General features: G+C 72.9%; 24 protein-coding genes. 10 read left to right on the top strand and 14 right to left on the bottom strand.

From position 1 onward, the window contains the following. The first annotated feature begins 85 nt into the window (after window positions 1–85). Complete coding sequence (locus ACZ6CZ_RS24975; protein ID WP_469025098.1) at window positions 86–2,461, top strand: ribonucleoside-diphosphate reductase subunit alpha; 2,376 nt, start codon at window positions 86–88, stop codon at window positions 2,459–2,461. Window positions 2,462–2,517: 56 nt separating this feature from the next. Continuing rightward, on the top strand, window positions 2,518–3,474 hold the full coding sequence (locus ACZ6CZ_RS24980; protein ID WP_469025261.1) for a ribonucleotide-diphosphate reductase subunit beta: 957 nt from the start codon (window positions 2,518–2,520) through the stop codon (window positions 3,472–3,474). 13 nt (window positions 3,475–3,487) lie between these two features. On the opposite strand, the gene ACZ6CZ_RS24985 is transcribed toward ACZ6CZ_RS24980, so the two are convergent. Next, window positions 3,488–3,772, bottom strand: a complete 285-nt coding sequence (locus tag ACZ6CZ_RS24985) for a hypothetical protein (protein ID WP_469025101.1) — start codon at window positions 3,770–3,772, stop codon at window positions 3,488–3,490. Window positions 3,773–3,865: 93 nt separating this feature from the next. On the opposite strand from ACZ6CZ_RS24985, the gene ACZ6CZ_RS24990 reads away from it, so the two are divergent. After that, the gene (locus tag ACZ6CZ_RS24990; protein ID WP_469025103.1) at window positions 3,866–4,831 is read left to right on the top strand and encodes a GlxA family transcriptional regulator; all 966 of its coding nucleotides are present in this window, start codon (window positions 3,866–3,868) and stop codon (window positions 4,829–4,831) included. A 33-nt stretch (window positions 4,832–4,864) separates the two neighbouring features. Here ACZ6CZ_RS24990 and ACZ6CZ_RS24995 read toward each other — a convergent pair whose 3' ends face one another. The 10 genes from ACZ6CZ_RS24995 to ACZ6CZ_RS25040 all read right to left on the bottom strand — a co-directional run bounded on the left by ACZ6CZ_RS24995 (window position 4,865) and on the right by ACZ6CZ_RS25040 (window position 14,925). After that, window positions 4,865–6,235: a bifunctional albaflavenone monooxygenase/terpene synthase gene (locus tag ACZ6CZ_RS24995; protein ID WP_469025106.1), complete on the bottom strand. Its 1,371-nt coding sequence runs from the start codon at window positions 6,233–6,235 to the stop codon at window positions 4,865–4,867. After that, entirely contained in the window at window positions 6,232–7,317 is a 1,086-nt protein-coding gene (gene cyc1 / locus ACZ6CZ_RS25000) for an epi-isozizaene synthase (RefSeq protein WP_469025108.1), read from the bottom strand. The genes ACZ6CZ_RS24995 and cyc1 overlap by 4 nt, the downstream gene beginning before the upstream one ends. 352 nt (window positions 7,318–7,669) lie before the next feature. Continuing rightward, window positions 7,670–8,320, bottom strand: a complete 651-nt coding sequence (gene def, locus ACZ6CZ_RS25005) for a peptide deformylase (RefSeq protein WP_469025111.1) — start codon at window positions 8,318–8,320, stop codon at window positions 7,670–7,672. 61 nt (window positions 8,321–8,381) lie between these two features. Beyond that, the gene (locus ACZ6CZ_RS25010; RefSeq protein ID WP_469025113.1) at window positions 8,382–9,362 is read right to left on the bottom strand and encodes a hypothetical protein; all 981 of its coding nucleotides are present in this window, start codon (window positions 9,360–9,362) and stop codon (window positions 8,382–8,384) included. 110 nt (window positions 9,363–9,472) lie between these two features. Beyond that, complete coding sequence (locus tag ACZ6CZ_RS25015; RefSeq protein WP_469025115.1) at window positions 9,473–10,702, bottom strand: HD-GYP domain-containing protein; 1,230 nt, start codon at window positions 10,700–10,702, stop codon at window positions 9,473–9,475. Beyond that, window positions 10,699–12,039 (bottom strand): HD-GYP domain-containing protein, encoded by a 1,341-nt coding sequence (locus ACZ6CZ_RS25020; RefSeq protein WP_469025118.1) that lies wholly within the window; start codon window positions 12,037–12,039, stop codon window positions 10,699–10,701. The genes ACZ6CZ_RS25015 and ACZ6CZ_RS25020 overlap by 4 nt, the downstream gene beginning before the upstream one ends. A gap of 179 nt (window positions 12,040–12,218) precedes the next feature. Beyond that, window positions 12,219–12,533: a mycothiol system anti-sigma-R factor gene (rsrA, locus tag ACZ6CZ_RS25025; protein WP_469025120.1), complete on the bottom strand. Its 315-nt coding sequence runs from the start codon at window positions 12,531–12,533 to the stop codon at window positions 12,219–12,221. Continuing rightward, on the bottom strand, window positions 12,530–13,390 hold the full coding sequence (locus ACZ6CZ_RS25030; RefSeq protein WP_469025123.1) for a sigma-70 family RNA polymerase sigma factor: 861 nt from the start codon (window positions 13,388–13,390) through the stop codon (window positions 12,530–12,532). Before ACZ6CZ_RS25030 ends, rsrA begins: the two co-directional genes overlap by 4 nt. 91 nt (window positions 13,391–13,481) lie before the next feature. Further along, a complete protein-coding gene (locus tag ACZ6CZ_RS25035) occupies window positions 13,482–14,108 on the bottom strand; it encodes an alpha/beta hydrolase family protein (RefSeq protein ID WP_469025125.1) in 627 nt (208 codons plus the stop codon). A gap of 1 nt (window position 14,109) precedes the next feature. Beyond that, window positions 14,110–14,925 (bottom strand): SOS response-associated peptidase, encoded by an 816-nt coding sequence (locus tag ACZ6CZ_RS25040; protein ID WP_469025127.1) that lies wholly within the window; start codon window positions 14,923–14,925, stop codon window positions 14,110–14,112. Window positions 14,926–15,067: 142 nt separating this feature from the next. Here ACZ6CZ_RS25040 and ACZ6CZ_RS25045 point away from each other — a divergent pair, with 142 nt between their 5' ends. The 4 genes from ACZ6CZ_RS25045 (at window position 15,068) to ACZ6CZ_RS25060 (ending at window position 18,804) form a co-directional block, all read left to right on the top strand. Further along, window positions 15,068–15,790, top strand: a complete 723-nt coding sequence (locus ACZ6CZ_RS25045; protein WP_469025130.1) for a M50 family metallopeptidase — start codon at window positions 15,068–15,070, stop codon at window positions 15,788–15,790. Between the two features lie 255 nt (window positions 15,791–16,045). Further along, entirely contained in the window at window positions 16,046–17,371 is a 1,326-nt protein-coding gene (gene aroA, locus ACZ6CZ_RS25050) for a 3-phosphoshikimate 1-carboxyvinyltransferase (RefSeq protein WP_469025133.1), read from the top strand. Window positions 17,372–17,384: 13 nt separating this feature from the next. Next, entirely contained in the window at window positions 17,385–18,395 is a 1,011-nt protein-coding gene (rsgA, locus tag ACZ6CZ_RS25055; protein ID WP_469025136.1) for a ribosome small subunit-dependent GTPase A, read from the top strand. Window positions 18,396–18,480: 85 nt separating this feature from the next. Then, window positions 18,481–18,804: a DMT family transporter gene (locus ACZ6CZ_RS25060; RefSeq protein WP_361977201.1), complete on the top strand. Its 324-nt coding sequence runs from the start codon at window positions 18,481–18,483 to the stop codon at window positions 18,802–18,804. Here the strand turns inward: ACZ6CZ_RS25060 and ACZ6CZ_RS25065 are convergent. After that, window positions 18,758–19,462: a TetR/AcrR family transcriptional regulator gene (locus ACZ6CZ_RS25065; RefSeq protein ID WP_469025139.1), complete on the bottom strand. Its 705-nt coding sequence runs from the start codon at window positions 19,460–19,462 to the stop codon at window positions 18,758–18,760. The two genes, ACZ6CZ_RS25060 and ACZ6CZ_RS25065, sit on opposite strands and share 47 nt — an antisense overlap. Before the next feature lie 277 nt (window positions 19,463–19,739). On the opposite strand from ACZ6CZ_RS25065, the gene ACZ6CZ_RS25070 reads away from it, so the two are divergent. Further along, window positions 19,740–20,588 carry an inositol monophosphatase family protein gene (locus ACZ6CZ_RS25070; RefSeq protein WP_469025142.1) on the top strand — a complete coding sequence of 283 codons (849 nt, stop codon included), beginning with the start codon at window positions 19,740–19,742 and terminating at the stop codon, window positions 20,586–20,588. A 35-nt stretch (window positions 20,589–20,623) separates the two neighbouring features. Here the strand turns inward: ACZ6CZ_RS25070 and ku are convergent, their stop codons facing one another. Next, window positions 20,624–21,712, bottom strand: a complete 1,089-nt coding sequence (gene ku, locus ACZ6CZ_RS25075; RefSeq protein WP_469025144.1) for a non-homologous end joining protein Ku — start codon at window positions 21,710–21,712, stop codon at window positions 20,624–20,626. Between the two features lie 317 nt (window positions 21,713–22,029). Between ku and ACZ6CZ_RS25080 the strand changes: the two genes are divergently transcribed. Beyond that, complete coding sequence (locus ACZ6CZ_RS25080) at window positions 22,030–22,422, top strand: CBS domain-containing protein (RefSeq protein ID WP_469025146.1); 393 nt, start codon at window positions 22,030–22,032, stop codon at window positions 22,420–22,422. A gap of 115 nt (window positions 22,423–22,537) precedes the next feature. Here ACZ6CZ_RS25080 and ACZ6CZ_RS25085 read toward each other — a convergent pair whose 3' ends face one another. Then, complete coding sequence (locus ACZ6CZ_RS25085) at window positions 22,538–23,992, bottom strand: catalase (RefSeq protein ID WP_469025264.1); 1,455 nt, start codon at window positions 23,990–23,992, stop codon at window positions 22,538–22,540. A gap of 145 nt (window positions 23,993–24,137) precedes the next feature. Between ACZ6CZ_RS25085 and ACZ6CZ_RS25090 the strand changes: the two genes are divergently transcribed. Further along, window positions 24,138–24,554 (top strand): Fur family transcriptional regulator, encoded by a 417-nt coding sequence (locus tag ACZ6CZ_RS25090; RefSeq protein WP_469025149.1) that lies wholly within the window; start codon window positions 24,138–24,140, stop codon window positions 24,552–24,554. Window positions 24,555–24,599 lie beyond the last annotated feature (45 nt).

Here is a 24,599-nt window from a genome sequence, read left to right on the forward strand (position 1 = left end):
TGGGCAGGTGGACGCGGCGCCGCCTGCGCCCGTGTGCCATCCCCTGCCCCGCGAGGCCCCGTGCCGAGCGAGGGAGAGCCCCCACGTGACCATCGCGCCAGCAGATCCGGCCTCAGTCAGCGTGCCGGAGACCGACGGTCCCGGTGCCGCGCTGCTGCGGACCCTGACCGAGCTGACCGCCGACCTGCCCGACGCCGACCCCGGCCGGGTCGCCGCCGCCGCGCTGCGGGGGCGGTCAGCGGCGGCCGACGAGGCGGAACTGCGCGAGCTGGCCACGGAGGCCGCCGCCGGCCTCATCTCCGAGGACCCCGCCTACTCGCGGCTGGCCGCCCGCCTGCTGACCCTCACCGTCCGCGCCGAGGCCGCCTCCCAGGGCGTGACGTCCTTCACCGCGTCGGTCGCCACCGGCCACCGCGAGGGGCTCATCGCCGACCGCACCGCGGCCTTCGTCCGCCTGCACGCGGCCCGCCTCGACGCGCTCGTCGACACCGGCGCCGACGACCGCTTCGGCTACTTCGGCCTGCGCACCCTGCACAGCCGCTACCTGCTGCGGCACCCGATCACCCGCAAGGTGATCGAGACGCCCCAGCACTTCCTGCTGCGCGTCGCCGCCGGACTTGCCGAGGACGACACCGTGCGGGCGCTCGACGAAGTGGCCGCGCTCTACCGGCTGATGAGCCGGCTGGACTACCTGCCGTCCTCCCCCACCCTGTTCAACTCCGGCACCCGGCACCCCCAGATGTCGTCCTGCTACCTCCTCGACTCCCCGCTGGACGAGCTGGACTCCATCTACGACCGCTACCACCAGGTCGCCCGGCTCTCCAAGCACGCCGGCGGCATCGGCCTGTCCTACTCCCGCATCCGTTCACGCGGTTCGCTGATCCGGGGCACCAACGGGCACTCCAACGGCATCGTGCCGTTCCTGAAGACCCTGGACGCCTCGGTGGCCGCCGTGAACCAGGGCGGCCGGCGCAAGGGCGCGGCCGCGGTCTACCTGGAGACCTGGCACTCCGACATCGAGGAGTTCCTGGAGCTGCGCGACAACACCGGCGAGGACGCCCGCCGCACGCACAACCTCAACCTCGCGCACTGGGTCCCGGACGAGTTCATGCGCCGGGTCGACGCCGACGGCACCTGGTCGCTGTTCTCCCCGGCGGACGTGCCGCAGCTGGTGGACCTGTGGGGCGAGGAGTTCGACGCCGCCTACCGCGCCGCGGAGGCCGCGGGCCTGGCGCGCAGAACGCTGCCCGCGCGTGAGCTGTACGGCCGCATGATGCGCACCCTCGCGCAGACCGGCAACGGCTGGATGACCTTCAAGGACGCCGCCAACCGCACCGCCAACCAGACGGCCGAGCCCGGGCACGTCGTCCACTCCTCCAACCTCTGCACGGAGATCCTGGAGGTCACGGACGACGGGGAGACCGCGGTCTGCAACCTGGGTTCGGTCAACCTCGGCGCCTTCGTGGACGCGGCGGCCGGTGACATCGACTGGGAGCGGCTGGACGCCACCGTGCGCACCGCCGTCACCTTCCTCGACCGCGTCGTCGACATCAACTTCTACCCGACCGAGCAGGCGGGCCGCTCCAACGCCCGCTGGCGGCCGGTGGGCCTGGGCGCCATGGGCCTTCAGGACGTCTTCTTCAAGCTGCGCCTGCCCTTCGACTCGGCCGGGGCGCGCGCCCTGTCGACGCGGATCGCCGAGCGGATCATGCTCGCCGCCTACGAGGCGTCCGCCGACCTCGCCGAGCGCAACGGCCCGCTGCCGGCCTGGCAGAAGACCCGTACGGCGCGGGGCGTGCTGCACCCCGACCACTACGGGACCGAGCCGGCCTGGCCGGAGCGCTGGGCGGCGCTGCGCGAGCGGATCGCGTCGGTCGGCCTGCGCAACTCGCTGCTGCTGGCCATCGCGCCGACGGCCACCATCGCCTCCATCGCGGGCGTGTACGAGTGCATCGAGCCCCAGGTGTCGAACCTCTTCAAGCGCGAGACCCTCTCCGGCGAGTTCCTCCAGGTCAACACCTACCTGGTGGAGGACCTGAAGCGGCTCGGCGTCTGGGACGCGCGCACCCGGGAGGCGCTGCGGGACTCCGCCGGCTCGGTGCAGGGCTTCACCTGGATCCCGGCGGACGTCAGGGAGCTGTACCGCACGGCGTGGGAGATCCCGCAGCGCGGGCTCATCGACATGGCCGCCGCCCGCACCCCGTACCTGGACCAGGCGCAGTCCCTGAACCTGTTCCTGGAGACGCCGACCATCGGCAAGCTCTCCTCGATGTACGCCTACGCCTGGAAGTCGGGCCTGAAGACGACGTACTACCTGCGCTCGCGGCCGGCCACCCGCATCGCGCGCGCCGCCCGCGCCCAGGCCCGGCCCGAGGCCACCGTCCCCGCCCAGCAGGCCGCCGACCCCGACGCCGTCGCCTGCTCCCTGGAGAACCCCGAGTCCTGCGAGGCCTGCCAGTGACGACCGACCGTGACAGCCGACTGCTCGACCCGGGCTTCGAGCTCACCCTGCGCCCCATGCGCTACCCGGACTTCTACGAGCGCTACCGGGACGCGATCAAGAACACCTGGACCGTGGAGGAGGTCGACCTCCACTCGGACGTGACCGACCTCGCGAAGCTCACGCCGGCCGAGCAGCACCTGATCGGCCGTCTGGTCGCGTTCTTCGCGACGGGCGACTCGATCGTGGCCAACAACCTGGTGCTGACGCTCTACAAGCACATCAACTCCCCCGAGGCGCGGCTGTACCTGAGCCGCCAGCTGTTCGAGGAGGCCGTCCACGTCCAGTTCTACCTGACGCTGCTGGACACCTACCTGCCCGACCCGGAGGACCGCAACGCCGCCTTCGCGGCCGTGGAGAACATCCCCTCCATCCGGGAGAAGGCGGCGTTCTGCTTCCGGTGGATGGACTCGGTGGAGAAGCTGGACCGCCTGGAGACCCGCTCCGACCGCCGCCGCTTCCTGCTGAACCTGATCTGCTTCGCCGCGTGCATCGAGGGCCTGTTCTTCTACGGGGCCTTCGCGTACGTCTACTGGTTCCGCAGCCGGGGTCTGCTGCACGGCCTGGCGACCGGCACCAACTGGGTGTTCCGCGACGAGACGATGCACATGTCGTTCGCCTTCGACGTGGTCGACACCGTCCGCAAGGAGGAGCCGGACCTCTTCGACGACGCCCTGCGGGAGCAGGTCACCGACATGCTGCGGGAGGCCGTCGAGGCCGAGCTGCAGTTCGCGCGCGACCTGTGCGGTGACGGCCTCCCGGGCATGAACACCGACTCCATGCGCCAGTACCTGGAGTGCGTGGCCGACCAGCGCCTCACGCGGCTCGGCTTCGCCCCGGTGTACGGCTCGGAGAACCCCTTCTCCTTTATGGAGCTGCAGGGCGTCCAGGAGCTGACCAACTTCTTCGAGCGGCGTCCCTCGGCGTACCAGGTGGCGGTGGAGGGCACCGTCGACCTGGACGAGGACTTCTGAGCGACGGCCGGTCTCAGACGGGACGGGTCAGGCCGCGGTGACCGCGGGACGCGCCGCACGCGGCGGGTGCCGCGGGCGCGGCGGGCCGGGTGGCGGCGCCGGGCCTGCCCGGCCCGCCGGGGGCGGGGTTCCCGGCCGCCCGGTCCGTCCGGGCGGCCTCGGCGTCACGCGCCGCCCGCAGCTCCCGGTCGACGCGCCGGTCGCGCACAATGCCGATCACCGAGGGCAGGGTCATGAGGACCAGGATCCCCAGCACGGCGAGCATTCCGATCAGGCCTTCGATCTGGTTTCCGTTCATGCACACCAGTCTCACGCCGGACACTCCTTACCGGCAGTGGCAGTACTGCCGCACCCCCTCGAATTACTGCCACTTCCGGGGCACACTGGCAGCATGCTGAAAAACGTCGCCGCGGTCCTGCTGAACGGCGTGCACCCCTTCGAACTGGGCGTGGTCTGCGAGGTCTTCGGGATCGACCGCAGCGACGAGGGGCTGCCGGTGTACGACTTCGCCGTGGTGTCGGCGGAGGGACCGCAGCTGAGCACCCCGGTCGCCGGCCTGAGCATGTCGACACCGTTCGGCCTGGAGCGGCTGGAGGAGGCCGACCTGATCGCCGTACCGGCCGGCAGCTCCTACGCGGCCCGGTCCTACCCGCCCGCGCTGCTGGACGCCCTGCGCCGGGCCACCGGGCGCGGCACCCGGGTGCTCAGCGTCTGCTCGGGCGTCTTCCTGCTCGGCGCGGCCGGGCTGCTCGAGGGCCGGCGCTGCGCCGTGCACTGGCGGCACGCCGACGAGCTGGCCCGGCGCTTCCCCCGGGCGGTCGTCGAGCCGGACGTGCTCTACGTCGACGAGGACCCGGTGATCACCTCGGCGGGCACCGCCGCCGGGATCGACGCGTGCCTGCACATCGTGCGCAAGGAGCAGGGCCCCGAGGTCGCCAACAAGATCGCCCGGCGGATGGTCGTACCGCCGCACCGGGACGGCGGGCAGGCGCAGTACATCGAGCGGCCGCTGCCCAGGTCGCCCTGCGACACGGTCGGCGAGGTGCTGGTGTGGATGGAGGAGCACCTCGACCAGGAGGTCACCGTCGAGCAGCTTGCCGCCCGCGCCCACATGGCTCCGCGCACCTTCGCCCGCCGCTTCCAGCAGGAGACCGGCACCACTCCCTACCGCTGGCTGCTGCGCCAGCGGGTGCTGCTGGCCCAGCGGTTGCTGGAGGGCACGGACGAGACCATGGACGCGATCGCCTGGCGCGCGGGCTTCGGTACGGCGGCCGCGCTGCGCCACCAGTTCGTCCGGGCGCTGGGCACCACCCCGAACGCCTACCGGCGCGCGTTCCGCGGTCCGGAGGCCGCCTGAGCGCGCGCCGGGCGGTGGCGGGCCGCGCTCACCTCACCACGGCACGGGCGTCAGCAGCAGCCGGTTCGGCCGCAGCGTGATGCCCACCCGGGTGCCGTCGTCGCAGTCGCCGGCCCGCTCGAACCGGTACTTCGCCGAGACCGCCGCGGTGATCAGGGACAGCTGGGCCATGGAGAAGTGGTCGCTGGGGCACTTGCGGTTGCCGGTGCTGAACGGGCTCATGGCGTGCTTCGGCACTTCCTTGACGCGCTCCGGCAGCCAGCGGTCGGGGTCGAAGTCGAGGTGCCCGGAGTAGGAGCGCGCGTCGCGCTGGATCGCGTAGGGGCTGTAGACGATGTCCGCCCCGGCCGGAATGCGATAGCCGCCGAGCGTGGTGTCGGTCACCGCGCGGCGCGTCAAAATCCACACGGCGGGCCGCAGCCGCATCGCCTCGACGACGACATTGTTGGTGTGCGTCAGCTTCCGGACGTCGTCGAATGCGACGGGCCGGCCGCCGGTCACCGATTCGACCTCCGCGCGTACCCGGGCCGCGTGTTCCGGATGTTCCGCGAGCACCTGGAGGAGCCACATGATCGTGGAGGCGACTGTTTCGCTTCCGGGGGTGAGTATCGCGACGACCTGGTCGTGGATCTCCTGTTCCCCGATCGGTTCGCCATTGTCGTCCTTCGCCTCGAGCAATGCCGTCAGCAAATCGTCCGGCTTTTGACCAGATGCGCGGCGTTCGGCGACGATCTCGTCGACGAGGAGATGTAAATCGGCCAGTGCCCGGTTGAATTCGCGGTTGGCCGGGAACGGCAGCCGGTAGAGCGGTCCCAGGGGCACCACCATACGGCGGTACATGCCCCGGAAGACGGTGGCGAGAGCGACGCACAGCCGTTCCGCGCGCTCGTCCATGAAGTCGCCGCGCAGCAGGCAGCGGGCGGCGATGCGCACGGCGACGCGGAAGGACTCGGTGGTGCAGTCGACGGTGTCGCCAGGCTGCCAGCGCCCGGTCAGCGCGTGCGCCTCCTGCTCCATCACCGGTCCGTAGGCGGGGATGGCGTCCAGCCTGAAGGCGGGCTGGATGGTGCGCCGCTGGCGCCGGTGGCGGGGCCCGTTGGCCGTGGCCACGCCCTCCTTGCCGAGCAGCCCCTCCAGGGACTCCCACAGCGGTCCGTCGATTCTGTAGTCGGGGCTGAGCGCGAGCGCGCCGGTCAGCGCCGGCGTGGTGACGGCGTACACCGTCTTGGGGCCCAGCTTGAGGCGTACGACGTCGCCGTGGTCGCGCAGCCCGGCCATGAAGGCGAGCGGGTCGCGCACCAGCTTCCAGCCGTGGCCGAGGACCGGGACACCGCCGCCCGCCAGGGGCGGCCGGCCCCGTCCGGGTGCCCCGGAGGACGCCGGCCGCACGGATTCGACGGTCATTTCTCACCTGCCGCTTCGTTGTTGACGTACGGGGGCGTGGACCGGTCGTCCCAGCTGTCGACCATGTACCGGCCGGACTCGTGGTGGAACCAGTAGACGGAACTGAACCAGTTGCGCATGTTCGCGACGCAGGCCCGGACCGCGGCTCCGCATTCCTTTCCGCGTACCGTTCCGTCGTCGAGTCCGTCGGCGAAGAACAGGGCTTCACGCTCGGCGTCCGGGAATGCGCTGACGCATTCCTGGACGCGTCGCCTGATGTCCTCGACGGCCTCCTCGAGGGACATTCCCTCGTGGGTGATGAGACTGAGTCCGAGATTGTGCACCTCGTCGCCCGCTATTTCCTTCGGCAGCGAGCAGAGGTCGTTGTACCAGGCGGCGAAATCCTGGCTGAGCAGTGCCGGACGGCGATATGCCGGGTGTTTTCGCACCGCGTCCGGGAGTTCGGTTCCCGCGCTCGGCTCGAGCAGGTCCGTCCATATCCAGTGGGCGAAGGTGAGGCGGCGCAGGGCGAGATACTCCTCGACACCGGGGACGTACCCTTCGGTGCGGTTGCGGAACTCGCGGTCGTACGCCTCGATCACCGCATGGAAGTGCCGGGCGAACCGGCGGTTCCAGGAGCGCGGCAGGAACGAGTACAGCCGCACCACGCTGTCCGCGAACGCGGAGACCAGGGGGTCCGGGTGGTGCAGGTGGTGCCGTGGTGCGTCGAGAGCCGCGTGCAGGCGGTGCCGCAGTCGCCGCCAGTCGCCGCTCCGGCCGTGCACGATGTCGCGGTCGTGGCGGTCGTCCCAGACGAAGAACCACGCGCTGTAGTCCGCTACGGCCTGCAGCACCTCGTCCGAGGCGCCGAGGTAGTACCCGGCCATGAGGTCGGTGTAGCACAGGCCGTCGGCATATTCCCGCACCTTCTCCGCCGGCATGAGCCGCTTTTCGAGGAGCCAGAGCCGGGTGTTCTCCTGAAGTCGCGGCCAGTAGGGGTGCAGTTGCCGGGGAAACGCGGCCTCGATCACCGGGAGGGCCAGGGAAGGTGGAACCGCGACCGCCGTCGGCGTCGATGTGGTGCTGTGTGGGAAAGCTCGCACGGACAAACCCCTCTCAGCCGCCAGGAGCGCACACCCCTCCCCCTGTGCCGGGCGTGCGCCGTTGCGTATCCCCGCACTTCCATTCAGCCCTACAACTGACCGGTCTGGGAACGGATTTGCTCCATCCACTCCCCCCTGATTGCGAAACCCCCTCTTGCGCGACCGATCGGTGACCAGTAGGCGTCCATCCCGGATCAGGTGTCCGTCGCGCGGGTGTGCGGCGTGTGCGAGTACGACGCACGGATGTCCGGCGCGCGGGTGTCCGGGCATGACGAAGGCGCCCGGCCGGGATCTCTCCCGGCCGGGCGCCCCGGTCCGCTCGCGACGGCCTCGCCGCCGGTGCTCACACCGCTCAGTCGTTGGCGACCACGGGGTAGCGTGGCTCGTTCTCGGCCATCTGCCGCAGCGCGTCCTTGCGTTCGCGCTTGGAGAGCCGGTCGATGTAGAGGTAGCCGTACAGGTGATCCGTCTCGTGCTGCAAACACCGTGCGAAGTAGCCGGTGCCGCGCACCCGGATCGGGTTGCCCTTCTCGTCCTGCCCGGTCACCTCGGCGTAGTCGGGCCGGGCCAGCGGCGCGTACGCCGTCGGCACGGACAGGCAGCCCTCGTTGGAGTCGTCCAGGCGGCGCCGGTCGGCGGGCAGGTCGACCAGCTTCGGGTTGCACACCACGCCGACGTGCCGGACGCCCTCGTCGTCGGGGCAGTCGTAGACGAACACCTTGCGGTCCACGCCGATCTGGTTGGCGGCCAGGCCCACGCCCTCCGCGGTGCGCTGCGAGGCGAACATGTCCGCCACCAGCTGTTCCAGCTCCGCACCGAACTCGGTGACGTCCTGGCACTCCTTGTGCAGCACCGGGTTGCCGACGACCGTGATCGGCCGGGAGGTACCCCGCTCGCGCCAGGCGCCCTCGCGCTCCTCGGTGTCCCCGGTGTCGATGACGAAGCCCTCGTCGTCCACGGGGAGCACGCCCGCGTGCTGGTGATCGGTGTCCTGCTGCGCCATGACCGACGTATGCCTTCCTGCAAGAACGGGGGTGGATGCGGATACAGGGTACGGCGAACGGTCAGCAGACCTCTTCGAGATCCCGCCAGTCACGCGAGTCGGGGCTGTCCGCGACCCATCCGTCGAGCAGCCCCCGCACCAGCGAGGCCGGCGCCGCCACGCCGCACTCCCGCTCGGGCACCCACAGCTGCCCGGCCGTGCGGTGGCCCAGCGGCCCGGGGTGTCCCGGCTCGCTGTGGTCGTGCGGATCGAGGTGCACACCGTCGCCCTCGTCCGACGGCATCCGTGACTCCGAGCACATGCGGCACAGCAGCCGCACCGACGACGACCAGTCCTCCGCGGCGAACCCCGCGTCGGCGGCCAGCTGCTCCAGCGCGTCCCGGTCCGCCTCGGTGGCCGCCTCCAGCAGCACCACCCAGGTGGGCACGGGCGACGGCGCCCACAGCTCGATCTCGTCGAAGACCGGGTAGGCGTGCCCGGTGGCGGTGGTCCGCTCGCCGTGCGGCACCCCGTCGTGCAGGACGACCTCGCCCCAGCGCCGCCCGGACGACGGCAGCGGGATGGACAGCACCTCGATGCGCGCCGGGTCGAGCCTGCGGCCCCACACCACCTCGGCCTCGCCCTCCGGCGACAGCCGTACGGCCGCGCTGCCCAGGTCCATGCCGAGCGGCTCCCCGGAGGCGGTCACCCCGCCGGGCACCTTCAGGCCGTAGGCCTGCCAGGCGCGCCGGGCCAGCGGCCAGTCCTGCAGCGCGGTGGCGGCGATGCCGACGTTCCACCAGTCGGGCGCCCCGCTCTCGCGGTCCAGCAGGGCCACGGCCCGCAGCCCGGCCGCCCGGGCCTGCTCCCAGTCGTGCCGGAACTTGTGCAGCAGGGCGAGGTTGAACCAGGACTCCGACAGCCAGGGCTCCAGGTCGGCGGCGCGGGTCAGCAGTTCCCCCGCGTCCTCGTACCGGCCATCGCCGATCAGTGTGAACGCCCGGTCGGTGGCCTGCCGCCAGGAGGCGGAGGGCCGGTGCCGTCCCTTGCCGAAGATCCTCACGATTCCCGCCTGCCAGTTCCAGTTCCCACAGTGGGCTGGCTTGTGCCCCCGGACACCCTCTCCCTGGCATCCAACCACGTACGGCGGGAGAGGCGCTCATTACCCATGGGTTACCCAGCCAGGGGCAGGGTCAGACAGTCCCGGGCGAGCACCCGGCCGAGCGCCTCCACCACGTCCGGCGCGTAGTCCCCGGCGGTACCGAGCCGCAGGTCCTCCAGCGCCGTCAGCGGCCCGCCGGGCCCGGCCTCCCGGGTCTTCTCGTCGTAGGCGTTCACCGCCCGCACGATCCGCGCGGCGACCGGCTGCTCCCGGTAGGGGTCGGCCTGCCGCTCGACGACGACCGCCACCGCCGCGTCCACCCCGGTCTGCCGGACGACGGCCCCGCCGAGCAGCGCGATGCGCCGCTGCTCCTGCGGCGGCAGTCCGGCGGTGGCGCCGGCCGGGACCGGGTCGACCAGGCTCAGCTGGCCGATGTCGTGCATGAGGGCCGCGTACTCCAGCACGGTCAGCTCCGGCCCGGACAGGCCCAGGTCCCGGCCGACGGCCCGACTGAGCGCGGCGACCCGGCGGGCGTGCCCGGGCGGGGTGTACCCGGCTATCTCCGTGGCCCGGGCGAGGGAGGCGATGGTCTGGCGGTAGGTGGTACGCACGGCCGCGTACCGGCGGAACGCCAGCTGGGTCAGCAGCAGCGGCAGGCAGAACACCGGCAGCGCCCACAGCCCCGCCACGGCGACGCCCAGCGCCATCACCGCGCCGGTCGCGCACACGGCGGACCCGATGCCGAGCAGCCCGCCCAGTTCCTCGCGCAGCAGCGGGCCGAACGGCCAGCGGGTGCGGGCGTGGGCGAGCGCGGCGGCGAGAACCGCGTCGCACAGCGCGGTGAGCACCAGCAGCGCGACCAGCAGCAGGGCGTAGGCCGGGCCGGCCCAGGCCCGGAACGCGCCCTGGTTGTACAGCGGTTGGAAGCAGGCGGCGGCGAAGCCGACGGTGAGCAGGCGCCGGGCGAGGTGGTCGCGGGCCGGGGTCAGGCCGCGCCGGACGTGCGGCACGCCGCCGAGCAGACAGGCGGCGAGGACGACGGAGACGACCTGCGGGGCGTCGTGCAGGCCGGGCCGCCCGGCGTCGGCGCCGAGCAGGGCGTACGACAGCGAGCCGGCGGCGCCGAGCGGCGCGGCCTCCCGCGGGCGGGCGCCGCTCCACCGGGTCAGCTCGCCGACGGCCGTGAGGAGCCCGAAGGCCAGCGCCACCCCCCGGTCCTCCAGGCCGCTCCACAGGGTGTCGGCGAGGCAGAGGGCGGCGAGCAGCGCGGCACCGCCGTGGATCAGCCGCAGCGCGGTCACCGGTGGGCTCCCGGGCGGCTGCCCGCCGGCTGGGGCGCGGGTGCCGGATGCGGGGCCTCGTCGGCGGTGACGGCCGGGTGCCAGCCGTGCCGGTCCAGGGCGCGCACCAGCGCGGTGACCATGCGGGGGTCGAAGTGGGCGCCCGCGCACCGCTCCAGCTCGGCCACCGCCGCCTCGACGGGCCGGGCCCGGCGGTAGGAGCGGGTGGAGGTCATCGCGTCGAAGGCGTCGGCGACGGCGACGACCCGGGCGCACTCGGGGATCTGCCGGCCGGCCAGCCCGTAGGGGTAGCCGCTGCCGTCCATCCGCTCGTGGTGGTGCAGGATCGCGGCCCGGGCATCGCCGAGGAAGGAGATGCCGCGCACCATCTCGTGCCCGTACTCGGGGTGCAGTTCGATGATCCGCCGTTCCTCGGGGGTCAGCGGACCGTCCTTGCGCAGCAGCCGGGTGGGCACGCCGAGCTTGCCGACGTCGTGCAGGATGCCGGCGAAGCGCAGTACCTCGACGCGTTCGTCGTCCATGCCGAGTTCGCGGGCGATCAGCACGGAGGCCCGGCCGACGCGCTCGCTGTGCCCGCGGGTGTAGCCGTCCTTGATGTCGACGGCCTGCACCAGCGCGCGGATGGTGGCCTGGTGGGCGGCTCGTTCCCGGTGGTACTGGGCGAACGCCCAGCAGGACACGCCCATCGGCAGCAGCACCAGCAGTGCGGCGACGGGGCCGTACGGGCTGCGCCACAGCACGGCCATCATCAGCCCGGCCAGCCCGTGCACCCCGACCGGCGCCAGCGAGCGGGCGAGCAGCGCGTGCCGGACGCGCCGGGCGGGCACCCCGGCCCGCTGTCCGAAGGGTGCGGGCGGTGTGCCGAGGCCGACGGCCAGGATGCCGCCGTCGAGCAGGGCGAGCACCAGGGCGAAGGCAAGCACCCCGGCCCCGGCGGGCAGCAGCACGTACGGGAAGCGGGAGGCGGCGACCGCCTCCCGGCCGCCCAGCGTGCCGTGCACGGTGGCGGCCGCCCAGACGGCGAGCGCCGGCTGGACGGCCCGCCAGAGACGCCGCAGCGGGGCGGTCCGCCGCCCGGCGCCGGGCAGCAGGGCGGCGGGCAGCGGCACCAGCGCGGCGGCCGGCGGGGCCAGCAGGAACGCCCCGGCGAGCAGCACGGGGTAGAAGGTGCCGGCGAAGCGGACCCGGACCACGTGCTCGCACAGCGCGTACAGCGCGGCCAGCGGCACCACCGCCCACCAAGGCGTGCCCGTCCCGGGCAGCGGCAGCACACAGGGCAATGCCAGCAGGGCGACGCAGGCGACGTACACCCGTGCCCGGGCCGGGACCGCCTCCATCACACCCCTCCCCCGACCGTGCCTGTCCGGGCTCGGAGCCTAGGGCGGTCGTCGGGGGATCCGGGGCCGGTGCCCGGAGGATTAGCACATTCGGGTGACGGCGGCCGGTGCCCGGCGCTCCTGGACCTCGGTCAGGCGGCCGGGCCGGCCGTCAACCGGCGGCGGTCACCGGGCGGCGGTCACGACTCGGGGGACGTCACCTGAGGGGTCGCCGTCACGTCGTGCTCGGGCACCGCGTGCCCGGAGCGGATCAGGTCGATCCGACCCAGCACCTTGGCACGCAGGTCGCTCGGTACGTCGTCGTGCCCGCAGCACCGCTTGACCAGCTTCTTCACGGCCTGCTCCAGACCGTACTTCTCGAGACAGGGCGAGCACTCCTCGAAGTGGTGCTGGAACTTGTCGCGGTCGACGTCCGGCATCTCACTGTCGAGGAACTCGTAGAGGTGGTTCAGCACCTCACTGCAGTCCGTCTCGTGCGGCTCTCCGCAGCTCATGAGCCCGAGCCTTTCGCTTCGTTCGACTCCCCGGCGCCCGCCGGGACCAGCCCGCGCTCACGGGCGTAGTCCTCCAGCATGCCGCGCAGTTGCCGGCGGCCCCGGTGCAGCCGGGACATCACCGTACCGATGGGTGTCCCCATGATGTCCGCGATCTCCTTGTACGCAAAGCCCTCTACATCGGCGAGGTAGACGGCGATGCGGAATTCCTCGGGGATCGCCTGCAGCGCCGACTTCACGTCCGAGTCGGGCAGGTGGTCGAGCGCCTGCGACTCGGCGGAGCGCAGACCCGTCGACATGTGCGACTCGGCGCGCGCGAGCTGCCAGTCCTCGATCTCCTCCGCGGCGGAGCGCTGCGGTTCGCGCTGCTTCTTGCGGTAGGAGTTGATGAACGTGTTGGTGAGGATCCGGTACAGCCACGCCTTGAGGTTGGTGCCCTCCCGGAACTGGTGGAAGGACGCGTACGCCTTGGCGTACGTCTCCTGCACCAGGTCCTCGGCGTCGGCCGGGTTGCGCGTCATGCGCAGCGCGGCCGAGTACATCTGGTCGAGGAACTCGAGCGCGTCGCGCTCGAAGCGCGCGCTGCGCTGCGCGGTCGACTCCGTGCCCGCGCCCGCGCTCATGCCCTGGCCCTCGGGCTGCTCCGCCTGGCCGTTGTCGGTCCCTGCGTCGGTCCCAGTGACCGGACCCACCTCCTCAAGATCCCGGGCGGGACCGAGACCGGCCCCACTCGTTTCGGAGGATAGAACACGACCCGGTCCCGCCGCCGCTCGAATCGGAGCGGTCTTGGCCGCGTGCAGCACCGTCCAGTCCAGGTCAGCGCGGCTGCTGCGGCTCGGGCATGTGGTCGGACCCATGCGGCGGACTTCCTCTCCTCGGACGTCGGTGCCGGTTCTTCAGCACGTCTGTCCGGCACAACAGTGACCCGCCGCGCGGCATTCCCCCGCGTCACCCGAGTGACGCCAGCCACCGCACGACGGCCCCGGTCACGGCCTGAAGCGCCTGCTCCTGCGTGATCCCGGCCCGCTTGGGCACCGCGAGGCCGTGGTCGCCCTCCGCCACCCCGACCAGCTCGTACGGCCCTTCGGGGAACTCCGCGGGCCGGCCGAAGGGGTCGTTGCCGCCCTGGACCACCAGGGTGGGCACCCCCGCGCCGAGCAGTTCCGCTGCCCGGGACTTCTCCGGCCGGCCCGGCGGGTGCAGCGGGAAGCTCAGCGCGAGCACGGCGTGCGCGCCCAGTGCGGCGGCGGTGCGGCAGGCGACCCGGGCGCCGGCGCTGCGCCCGCCGGAGACCACTGGCAGCCCGGGCGCGGCGAGCGTGGGCCACACCCCGCGCCAGCCGGTGTCCAGGGTCTTCGGCGCGGGCGCGACCTTCCGGCCCGCCACCCGCCAGGGCTGCTCGACGAGGGCCACGGTGACGCCGTGCCCGGGCAGCACCCGGGCGAGCGCCTGGAGGTCGCGTGCCCCGACACCGCCGCCGGCGCCGTGGCCCACCGCCAGCACCAGCCGCGCGTCCTTCGCCTCGTGCCAGGTCACGCGCGCGGTCCCGGCCTCGGTCTCGACAGTTTCGATCACGCTAGAAGAGTGTGCCCTCCTCCGGCGCCGCCAGCTCCTTCAGCAGCTCCGGGCCGTTGTTGCGGACGTTGCTGACGGCCGTGGAGACCGGGTACGCGCGCAGCAGGCCGGGCGGGGGCGGGGTCAGCAGGCCGCGCAGCTCGTCCGGGTCGGTGCGGCCGGGGTCCAGCCAGGCGTCCCAGCGGTCCGGGGTGAGCATCAGCGGCATCCGGGGGTGGATGTCGGCCAGCGAGCGCGGGCCCTCGGCGGGGGCGCCGGCCAGCGGGGTCCGCTCCGCCTCGGTGGTGATCACCGAGCAGGTGACCCACCAGGCCCGCGGGTGGTCGTCGGGCAGGGTCCGGTCCCGCCAGAACTCGTACAGGCCGGCCATCGCGAACACGGCGCCGTCGGCGGGCAGCACGAAGTACGGCTGCTTGCGGGGCCGCTTGCGCCTGCCCTCGGTCTCCAGCTGCCGCTCCTGCTCGCCGGTGACCCACTCGTAGTAGCCGTCGGCGGGCACGACGCAGCGCCGGGCGGCGAAGGCGCGCCGGTAGGCGGGCTTCTCGTGGACGGTCTCGGCGCGGGCGTTGATCATCCGGGCGCCGCCCTCGGGCGTCTTCGCCCAGGAGGGCACCAGCCCCCAGGTGAGCCTGCGCAGCTGCCGGACCGGGCGCAGGCTGCCGGTGTCCTTCACCGGGCGGTCCAGGACGGCGTGGACCTGCTTGGTGGGGGCCACGTTGTAGTCCGGTTCCAAGGTCTCCTCGGGCTCCCACTTCTCGATCTCGAAGATTTCCGCGAGATCCTCGGGCCCACGACTGGATGCATACCGTCCGCACATACGTGTCACACTGCCAGGCCCGCCCGCCCCCCGACCACCCGCCCACCGAACCCGCCGCACCCCGCGCACCTGCCGGACGCGGCGGACCCGCCGCACCCCGCCGCACTCGGGGGCACCCGACGAAACGGAGTCACCGCAGACCATGGACAGCCTCGCCGCCCTCGCGCTGCCCGGCCTCTGGGACCGGCTGACGGGCACCCAGCCCGACCCCGATCTGTGGGTGGTGCTGGCCACCCTGGCCGCCGCGCTGGCCGTGGTCGTCCCGCACCCGCTGTGGCGCCTGTCCCGCAACGCCATCACCATCGCGCACGAGGGCGGCCACGGCCTGCTGGCGCTGCTCACCGGCCGCACCCTGACCGGGATACGCCTGCACTCCGACACCAGCGGCCTGACCCTCAGCCGCGGCAAGCCGCACGGCCTCGGCATGATCCTCACCGCGGCGGCCGGGTACACCGCTCCCCCGCTGCTGGGCCTCGGCGGGGCCGCCCTGCTGGCCACGGGTCGCATCACGCTGCTGCTGTGGGCGGCGACCGCGCTGCTGGTGGCCATGCTGGTGATGATCCGCAACGCCTACGGCGTGCTGACCGTGGTGCTGACGGGCGGCGCCTTCCTGCTGGTGTCCTGGCTGGCCGGGCCCCAGGTGCAGGCGGCGTTCGCGTACGCGGTGGTGTGGTTCCTGCTGTTCGGCGGGGTCAGGCCGGCCTTCGAGCTCCAGGCGAAGCGGTCGGGCGGCGGCGCCGGCGACTCGGACGCGGACCAGCTGTCCCGGCTGACCCATGTCCCCGCGGGGCTGTGGCTGTTCCTGTTCCACGCGGTGTCCCTGTGCTCGCTCATCGGCGGCGGCCGCTGGCTGCTGGAGGGCTAGGGCCTGTCGTTCGGATCAGGTCGGCTGAGCGGAACCGCGCCTCTCGGCCGACCCGAGCGGGGCGTGGCGCGTGCAGCCGCAAGGCGGAGGAGGGAGTCGACGCGGAGCGTCGAGGACCGACGACAACGCCGCAGATGTGCGTGCCACGCCCCGCGACGCCGACATGATCCGAACGACAGGCCCTACGTCCTGTTGCCGTCCTGTCCGGCCGGACGGCACCGCACCGGGACGACGGCCTCCTTATAGAGTGGCCCCATGCCCGAAAACCCCGCCCTCTGGCCCGCCCCGCACGCGAGCGGAGCCGTCGACGCGACGGTCCACGTGCCCGGGTCCAAGTCGGTCACCAACCGCGCGCTGATCCTCGCCGCCCTCGCCTCGGAGCCCGGCTGGCTGCGCCGCCCGCTGCGCTCCCGCGACACGCTGCTGATGGCGGCCGCACTGCGCGCGTTGGGCGTCGGCATCGAGGAGGGCGTCGGCCCCGACGGCACGGGCGAGGCCTGGCGGGTGATCCCGGCTGTCCTGCGCGGCCCGGTCTCGGTCGACGTCGGCAACGCGGGCACCGTGATGCGCTTCCTGCCGCCGGTCGCCACGCTGGCCGACGGCCCCGTCCGCTTCGACGGGGACCCGCGCTCCTACGAGCGGCCCCTGAACGGGGTGATCGACGCGCTGCGGGTGCTCGGCGCGCGCATCGACGACGACGGCCGGGGCTCGCTGCCGCTCACCGTGCACGGCGGCGGGGCGCTGGACGGCGGCCCGGTGTCGGTCGACGCGTCCTCGTCGTCCCAGTTCGTCTCCGCGCTGCTGCTGTCGGGACCGCGCTTCAACCAGGGCGTCGAGGTCCGGCACACCGGTGCCACGCTGCCGTCCGTGCCGCACATCCGGATGACCGTCGACATGCTGCGCGCGGTCGGCGCCCAGGTGGACACCCCGGAGGCGGGTGGCGAGCCGAACGTCTGGCGGGTCACCCCGGGCGCGCTGCTCGGCCGGGACCTGACGATCGAGCCGGACCTGTCGAACGCCCAGCCGTTCCTGGCGGCGGCCCTGGTCACCGGCGGCAAGGTGATCGTCCCGGACTGGCCGGAGCGCACGACCCAGCCGGGTGACCGGCTGCGGGAGATCTTCACCGAGATGGGTGGTTCCTGCGAACTGACCGACTACGGCCTGGTGTTCACCGGGTCCGGCGCGGTGCACGGCATCGATGTCGACCTCGGTGACGTCGGCGAGCTGACCCCCGGCATCGCCGCGGTCGCCGCCCTCGCCGACTCCCCCTCGACCCTGCGGGGCGTGGCCCATCTGCGGCTGCACGAGACGGACCGGCTGGCCGCGCTGACCAAGGAGATCAACGAGCTGGGCGGTGACGTCACGGAGACGGCCGACGGCCTGCACATCCGCCCGCGCCCGCTGCACGGCGGCACCTTCCACACCTACGAGGACCACCGCATGGCGACGGCCGGTGCGATCATCGGCCTCGCGGTCGACGGGGTGCGGATCGAGAACGTGGCGACGACCGCGAAGACCCTGCCGGACTTCCCCGAGCTGTGGACCCGGATGTTCGGGAGCGACAGGGGCGACGGGGCGTAGGGGACACACCGCGATGCGCCGTTACGGCAAGCACACCGACGAGGACGACATCCGCTCCCGTCCCAACCGCAAGGGCAACCGGCCGCGGACCACCATCCGGCCCAAGCACGAGGACGCGGCCGAGGGCATGGTCCTCACCGTCGACCGGGGCCGGCTGACCTGCCTCGTCGACGGCCGCCCGGTGCTGGCGATGAAGGCCCGCGAGCTGGGTCGCAAGGCGGCCGTGGTGGGCGACCGGGTCGCCCTGGTCGGCGACCTGTCCGGCCAGAAGGACACCCTCGCGCGGATCGTCCGCATCGCGGAGCGCACCTCGGTGCTGCGCCGCACGGCCGACGACGACGACCCCTACGAGCGGGTCGTCGTCGCCAACGCCGACCAGCTCGCCATCGTCACCGCGCTCGCCGACCCCGAGCCCCGGCCGCGGCTGATCGACCGCTGCCTGGTGGCGGCCTTCGACGGCGGTCTGACGCCCCTGCTGGTGCTGACCAAGTCCGACCTGGCCCCGCCGGACAAGCTCCTGGAGCTGTACGGCGCCCTGGACATCCCCTACGTCGTCACCAGCCGGGAGGAGCTGGAGAACGGCTCCGCGGTGGCCCGGGTGCGCGAGCAGCTCGCCGGAAAGAGCACGGCGTTCGTCGGGCACTCCGGTGTCGGTAAGACGACCCTGGTCAACGCGCTGGTGCCGCTGGAGCTACGCCGTTCGACCGGGCACGTCAACGCCGTGACAGGACGCGGCCGGCACACCACCACCTCGGCGCTGGCGCTGCCCCTGTCGGGCGACGACGGCTGGGTCATCGACACGCCGGGCGTGCGCTCCTTCGGCCTGCACCACGTGGACCCCTCCCGGGTCATCAACGCCTTCCCCGACCTGCAACCCGGCACCGAGGGCTGCCCGCGCGCGTGCAGTCACGACGAGCCGGACTGCGCACTGGACGCCTGGGTGGCCGAGGGGCACGCCGACCCGGCCCGGCTGTACTCGCTGCGCCGGCTGCTGTCCACGCGGGAGCGCACGGACGGCGACTGAGCGCCGCGTTGTTTCGGGTGGGCCGACCGCAGGTAAGTGCATAATCGCACCGAGCCGGAGATCCGGGCGTACGAGAGGACAGCACATGGCGTGGCTGCTGGTCGTCGTGGCCGGGATGCTGGAGACCGGCTTCGCCGTCTGCCTCAAGCTCTCGCACGGATTCACCCGGCTGTGGCCGACGATCGCCTTCGCCTCCTTCGCCCTCGGCAGCTTCGGCCTGCTCACGCTCTCCCTGCGCAAGCTGGACGTGGGCCCCGCCTACGCGGTGTGGACCGGCATCGGCGCGGCCGGAACCGCCATCTACGGCATGGTCTTCCTCGGCGACCTGGTGTCCACCCTGAAGATCGTCTCGATCAGCCTGGTCATCGTGGGCGTGATCGGCCTCCAGCTGTCGGGCTCGGCGCACTAGGAGTACCGGATCGCGGGGCCCGGCCCTCCTGCGGCCCGGGCCCGTCCGGTCCCGCTCCCGCGCCGCGGCGCAGCGCGCCCCTGACCAGCCCGGCCACGCCGCCCTCCGCCGGCGGCGCCGCGACGCAGGACAGGGCGAGACGGACGGCGAGTTCGCAGCAGTGGGCGAGGTCACCGGCGTCCGGATCGGCCGCGCCGGGTCCGCACAGCGCGGCGAGGGCGCGGTCGCGGACGAGCGCCACGAAGTCACCGGGCGAGGGCAGCGGTCCGTCGGCCCGGCGCTGGGCCGGCACCGCCGACGCGGACGGCACGACGGTGAACGCCGGGCAGGGCAGGCGCTCGTTCCAGCAGCCGGTGAGCATGGCGCGGACGAGCGCGTTGTCGCGGGCGGCGGAGGCGGTCCACTCGGCGGTCGCGACGAGCCGGTCCCGGGGCGCGGCGGCCCCGGCGAGCGCGCGCTCGACACCGGCGAGGAAGCCGTCGGCCTCCCGGCGCACCAGTGCCCGCGCGAGCCCCTCCTTGCTGCCGAACTCGTTGTACAGGGTCTGCCGGGACACCCCGGCGGCCGCGGCCACCTCCACCATGCGTACGGCGGACCACGGCCTGCGGGCGAGCGCCGTGTACGCGGCGTCCAGCAGGGATTCCCGGGCAGCGGGCATCTCGCCTCCCTGGAGCAAGGGGCTCTGCGCCCAGATTTGACGCGCCCCGCAGCACTGTCAAGGGTTCGCGGAGGCACCGGGGGGCGCCTTTCCGGACGCCCCGAGCCGCCCGCCACCGCCACCGCCCCCACCGCCACCGCTGTCCCAGCCGCCCCCGCCGCCTCCGGCCCCGCGTACCGCCGCACGGCCCGGCCCCGGATCCCCCTCCCGGTGCGCCACGTGCGGTGCACCCCGGCCCGTGTGGCTGCGCCGCGCGCCGCCCGGATACGGTGCCTCCATGCCCGATTACCTCGACGACCTCCGTCTCGCCCACGTCCTCGCGGACGCGGCCGACGCCGCGACGACGGCCCGCTTCAAGGCGCTCGACCTGAAGGTCGAGACCAAACCGGACATGACCCCGGTGAGCGAGGCGGACAAGGCGGCCGAGGAGATCATCCGCGGTCAGCTCCAGCGGGCCCGCCCGCGCGACGCGATCCTCGGCGAGGAGTACGGCGTCGAGGGCACCGGGCCGCGCCGCTGGGTGATCGACCCGATCGACGGCACGAAGAACTACGTACGCGGGGTCCCGGTCTGGGCCACGCTGATCTCGCTGATGGAGGCGGTGGACGGCGAGCCCGCACACCCGGGCGGTGAGACGAGCGGGGAGGCGAGCGGGGAGGGCTACCGGCCGGTCGTCGGCCTGGTCTCCGCGCCCGCCCTGGGCCGCCGCTGGTGGGCCGCGAAGGGCCACGGCGCGTACACCGGCCGCAGCCTGTCCTCGGCGAGCCGGCTGCGCGTCTCCGGGGTCTCGGGCCTGGCGGACGCCTCCTTCGCGTACTCCTCGCTGTCCGGCTGGGAGGAGCAGGGCCGGCTCCCCGGCTTCCTCGACCTCACCCGCAAGGTCTGGCGCACGCGCGCGTACGGCGACTTCTGGCCCTACATGATGGTCGCCGAGGGCAGCGTCGACTTCTGCGCCGAGCCCGAGCTGTCCCTGTGGGACATGGCGGCCAACGCGATCATCGTCACCGAGGCGGGCGGCACCTTCACCGGCCTCGACGGCCGCCCGGGCCCGCACAGCGGCAACGCGGCCGCCTCCAACGGGCTCCTCCACGACGAGCTGCTGGACCACCTCGGCCGTACGTCCTGACCCCGGGGGCGCCGGCACCGGTCCGCCGCGCCGGGTCAGGCGCTGCGGGGCCGCCGCCCGCCCGCCCGCTTCGCGGCCTGCCGGCCCGTCTGCTCCCCGGCCTGCTCCCCGGCCGGTTTCCCGCCCTGGTCCCCGGTCCGCTTCGCGCCCTTCCGGCCGGATGCGCCGGCGGCGGTCCGGGCCGCCGCGGTCCCGCCCGCCGCGGTGCGCTTGGCGGCGGCCGTGGCCTTCTTCGCGGGTGACTTCGCGGCGGTCTTGGCCGCGGTCTTGGCGGCGGTCTTCGCGGGGGTCTTCCTCTGCGGCTCGGGCAGCTCGTGCACCTCGGCCGGGCCGGCGGCCTCCCCCCGGGAGGCCTTCGCCTGCTGCACGGACGCGTTCAGCGCGGCCATCAGGTCCAGCACCTGCGCGGGCTGCTCCGGCTCGGGCGCCTGGGGCAGCGGCTGGTGCTCCCGCTTCGCCTCGATGATCCGGGCGACGGCCTCCGTGTACCGGTCGTGGAACTCCTCGCCCTCGAGGTCGTCGCGGGTCATGGTGTCCATGAGGGCGAGCGCGCCCTCGATCTCGTCCTCGTCCAGCTCCACCGCCGGCGGGTACAGCTCCTCGGGCGAGCGGATCTCGTCCGGCCAGCGCATCGAGTGCAGCACCAGTGCGCCCTCCCGTACCCGCAGCAGCCCCAGGCGCTCCCTGCCCGACCAGGCGTACTTGGCGACGGCCACCTTCGAGGAGCGCCCCAGCGCCTGCGCGAGCAGCTTGTACGGCTTGGCCGCGACCTGCCCGTCCGGCTGGAGGTAGTAGCCCTCGCCGATGCGCAGCGGGTCGACCGACTCCAGCGGTACGAACGCCTCGATCTCGATCGCCTTGGCCGTCGGCAGCGGCAGGTTGCGCAGCTCCTCGTCGGTGATCGGGACGACCTGCGTCCTGGTCAGCTCGTACCCCTTGCCGATCTCGTCCTGGCCGACCTCCCGGTCCTCCAGTTCGCAGACCTTGCGCACCCGCACCCGTCCCATGTCCTCGACGTGGTACTGGTGGAAGCGCACGCTGTGGTCCTCGGTCGCGCTGACCACGTGGATCGGCACCGTGACCAGTCCGAACGAGATGGCGCCGGACCAGATGGTTCGGGGCATGGCAGTGACCTCCGTGTCTCCCCGAGCCAGACCAGGCTATGAGAGCCGCCGCGGCCGCGCAGGTCCGGGCTCCGCCGTCCGGCTCACGTCCATGACCCGGGCTCCGCCGCACGGCTCGCGTCCGTGCCCGGGCGCCCGGGCGCACCCCCACCCGGTGCGGACGTCGCGCGCGCTCTCAACGGGCCGCGCGCGCCCTCTTGTTGACCTGCGCTTTGCCTGTCACTCTGAAGGCTCCCCCCACTTGTGAACTTGTGAATCCGTCAACCGTCGGGGTCACGGCCTCACGCGCGCGGATTCCCTAGGAGGTGCTCCACCACATGCTCGTCCGCGACGCCATGAGCACGCTGGTCCTGACCGTCGGCCCCGCCCACACCCTCCGCCAGGCAGCCACCCTGATGTCCGCCCGCCGGGTCGGCGCGGCCGTCGTGCTCGACCCGGAGGCCGGCGCCATCGGCATCCTCACCGAGCGCGACATCCTCAACTCCGTCGGCCTGGGCCAGGACCCGGACACCGAGCGCATCCACGCCCACACCACCAACGACGTGGTGTTCGCCACCCCGGCCTGGACCCTGGAGGAGGCCGCCCGCGCCATGGCGCACGGCGGCTTCCGGCACCTGATCGTGCTGGACGGCGGCGAGCCCGCCGGCATCGTCTCGGTCCGCGACATCATCCGCTGCTGGGCCCCGGCCCGGCAGCACGCCCCCGCCTGAGCACGCCGGTGGGCCGGCCCCCGCGAGGGGACCGGCCCACCGGCCGCGCCGCGCCGCGCTGCTCTGTCAGGCGTCGCGTGTCAGGCGTCACCTGGCAGGGCCGGGCGTCGCGTGATCAGGCGCGCAGTGCCTGGACGGCGGCCTCCAGCCGCTTGCCGAAGTCGGCGTCCGCCTGGCTGAAGTTGCCGATCGCACGGTCGACGATGTCCTCGCGGCCGACCCCGGCGAGCGACCCCGCCAGGTTGGCGACCAGCCGCTCCTTCTCGTCCTCCGACATCAGCCGGTAGAGGTTGCCGGCCTGGACGAAGTCGTTGTCCTCGGCGTGCACCGGGGTCGGGTGGGTGCCGGTGCCAGCCGTGAAGCCGTCGAACGGCTGCCACAGCGGCCGGCCCGTCTGGGCGGGGCCGCCGAAGCTGTTCGGCTCGTAGTTCTTCGCGCCCTTGTGGCGGCCGTCGTACAGGTAGCCGTCCCGGGAGTGCGTGCGCGCCTCGGTGGCGTGCGGGCGGTTCACCGGCAAGTGGTCGGCGTTGATGCCGACGCGGTAGCGGTGGGCGTCGCCGTAGGCGAAGAGGCGGCCCTGGAGCATCTTGTCCGGGGACGGGCCGATACCGGGCACGAAGTGCGCCGGGGAGAAGATCGACTGCTCCACCTCGGCGAAGACGTTCTCCGGGTTGCGGTTCAGCTCCAGCTTGCCGATCTCGATGACCGGGTAGTCCGCATGCGGCCACACCTTGGTCAGGTCGAACGGGTTGAAGCGGTAGGCCGCCGCCTCGGCGACGGGCATGATCTGCACGCCGACCGTCCAGCTCGGGTACTCGCCGCGCTCGATGGCCTGGCGCAGGTCGCGCTGGTGCGAGTCCGGGTCCCGGCCCGCGAGCAGCTCCGCCTCGGCGGCGGTGAGGTTCCTGATGCCCTGGTCGGTCTTGAAGTGGTACTTGACCCAGAAGGCCTCGCCCGCCTCGTTGTTCCACTGGTAGGTGTGCGAGCCGAAGCCGTCCATGTGCCGGTAGGACGCCGGGATGCCGCGGTCGCCGAACAGCCAGGTCACCTGGTGGGTCGACTCCGGCGACAGGCTCCAGAAGTCCCAGACGTTCTCCGCCTCCTGGCTGCCCGTGTACGGGTCGCGCTTCTGGGTGTGGATGAAGTCGGGGAACTTGATGGCGTCCCGGATGAAGAAGACCGGGGTGTTGTTGCCGACGAGGTCGTAGTTGCCCTCCTCGGTGTAGAACTTCAGCGCGAAGCCGCGCGGGTCGCGCACGGCGTCCGCCGCGCCCAAGTTGCCCGCCACGGTCGAGAAGCGCAGGAACGTCTCCGTCCGCTTGCCGACCTCGGAGAGGAACGCGGCGCGGGTGTAGCGCGTGACGTCGGCGGTGACGGTGAAGGTGCCGTACGCACCGGCGCCCCGGGCGTGCACGACCCGCTCCGGGATGCGCTCCCGGTTGAAGTGGGCCAGCTTCTCCAGCAGCAACTGGTCCTGGACGAGCACCGGGCCGCCGACGCCCGCGGTCTCGCTGTTCCGGTTGTCGGCAACCGGTGCACCGGCCTCCGTAGTGAGCGGTCCCTGCGTCACGTGCGCCTCCAGCGTCATGCCTGACCAATCCTGTCCACGGGTCAAATCCACTCTCGATCCTACAATGGACATTGTCTAAGTCAAATGTCGATCCAAAGTCACACTTGTTCGGGACCTGGTCCTCCTAGCTGTTAGGCTGGTGCTCATGAGCGACCTTCTGGAACGGCTGCGCGGACGCGGGTGGCGCATGACCGCGCAGCGACGCGTGGTGGCCGAGGTCCTGGACGGCGAGCACGTCCACCTGACGGCCGACGAGGTGCACGCACGCGCCGTCGCCAAGCTGCCCGAGATCTCCCGGGCCACCGTCTACAACACGCTGGGCGAGTTGGTCACCCTGGGCGAGGTGCTCGAGGTCAGCACGGACCAGCGCGCCAAGCGCTACGACCCGAACGCACACCAGCCGCACCACCACCTGGTCTGCGCCCGGTGCGGCGCGATCCGCGACGTCCATCCGGTCGGCAACCCGCTCGCCGACCTCCCCGACTCGGAGCGCTTCGGCTTCGCGGTCTCGGACGTCGAGGTGACGTACCGCGGCCTGTGCCCCGCCTGCGCATCGGCCTAGCCGGCCCCCTCACTCCCCCGGAAGCCCCGGCGCCCTTGCGGCACC

Source organism: Streptomyces sp. NPDC041135, assembly GCF_055592085.1.

Bases quoted from the DNA above. Each gene is read 5' to 3' on its own strand.
- ACZ6CZ_RS24980 (WP_469025261.1), top strand. From the start codon at position 2,518: ATGCGCTACCCGGACTTCTACGAGCGCTACCGGGACGCGATCAAGAAC.
- ACZ6CZ_RS24985 (WP_469025101.1), bottom strand. From the start codon at position 3,772: ATGAACGGAAACCAGATCGAAGGCCTGATCGGAATGCTCGCCGTGCTG.
- ACZ6CZ_RS24990 (WP_469025103.1), top strand. From the start codon at position 3,866: ATGCTGAAAAACGTCGCCGCGGTCCTGCTGAACGGCGTGCACCCCTTC.
- ACZ6CZ_RS24995 (WP_469025106.1), bottom strand. From the start codon at position 6,235: ATGACCGTCGAATCCGTGCGGCCGGCGTCCTCCGGGGCACCCGGACGG.
- def (WP_469025111.1), bottom strand. From the start codon at position 8,320: ATGGCGCAGCAGGACACCGATCACCAGCACGCGGGCGTGCTCCCCGTG.
- ACZ6CZ_RS25020 (WP_469025118.1), bottom strand. From the start codon at position 12,039: ATGGAGGCGGTCCCGGCCCGGGCACGGGTGTACGTCGCCTGCGTCGCC.
- rsrA (WP_469025120.1), bottom strand. From the start codon at position 12,533: ATGAGCTGCGGAGAGCCGCACGAGACGGACTGCAGTGAGGTGCTGAAC.
- ACZ6CZ_RS25030 (WP_469025123.1), bottom strand. From the start codon at position 13,390: ATGGGTCCGACCACATGCCCGAGCCGCAGCAGCCGCGCTGACCTGGAC.
- ACZ6CZ_RS25040 (WP_469025127.1), bottom strand. From the start codon at position 14,925: ATGTGCGGACGGTATGCATCCAGTCGTGGGCCCGAGGATCTCGCGGAA.
- ACZ6CZ_RS25045 (WP_469025130.1), top strand. From the start codon at position 15,068: ATGGACAGCCTCGCCGCCCTCGCGCTGCCCGGCCTCTGGGACCGGCTG.
- aroA (WP_469025133.1), top strand. From the start codon at position 16,046: ATGCCCGAAAACCCCGCCCTCTGGCCCGCCCCGCACGCGAGCGGAGCC.
- rsgA (WP_469025136.1), top strand. From the start codon at position 17,385: ATGCGCCGTTACGGCAAGCACACCGACGAGGACGACATCCGCTCCCGT.
- ACZ6CZ_RS25060 (WP_361977201.1), top strand. From the start codon at position 18,481: ATGGCGTGGCTGCTGGTCGTCGTGGCCGGGATGCTGGAGACCGGCTTC.
- ACZ6CZ_RS25065 (WP_469025139.1), bottom strand. From the start codon at position 19,462: ATGCCCGCTGCCCGGGAATCCCTGCTGGACGCCGCGTACACGGCGCTC.
- ACZ6CZ_RS25070 (WP_469025142.1), top strand. From the start codon at position 19,740: ATGCCCGATTACCTCGACGACCTCCGTCTCGCCCACGTCCTCGCGGAC.
- ku (WP_469025144.1), bottom strand. From the start codon at position 21,712: ATGCCCCGAACCATCTGGTCCGGCGCCATCTCGTTCGGACTGGTCACG.
- ACZ6CZ_RS25080 (WP_469025146.1), top strand. From the start codon at position 22,030: ATGCTCGTCCGCGACGCCATGAGCACGCTGGTCCTGACCGTCGGCCCC.
- ACZ6CZ_RS25090 (WP_469025149.1), top strand. From the start codon at position 24,138: ATGAGCGACCTTCTGGAACGGCTGCGCGGACGCGGGTGGCGCATGACC.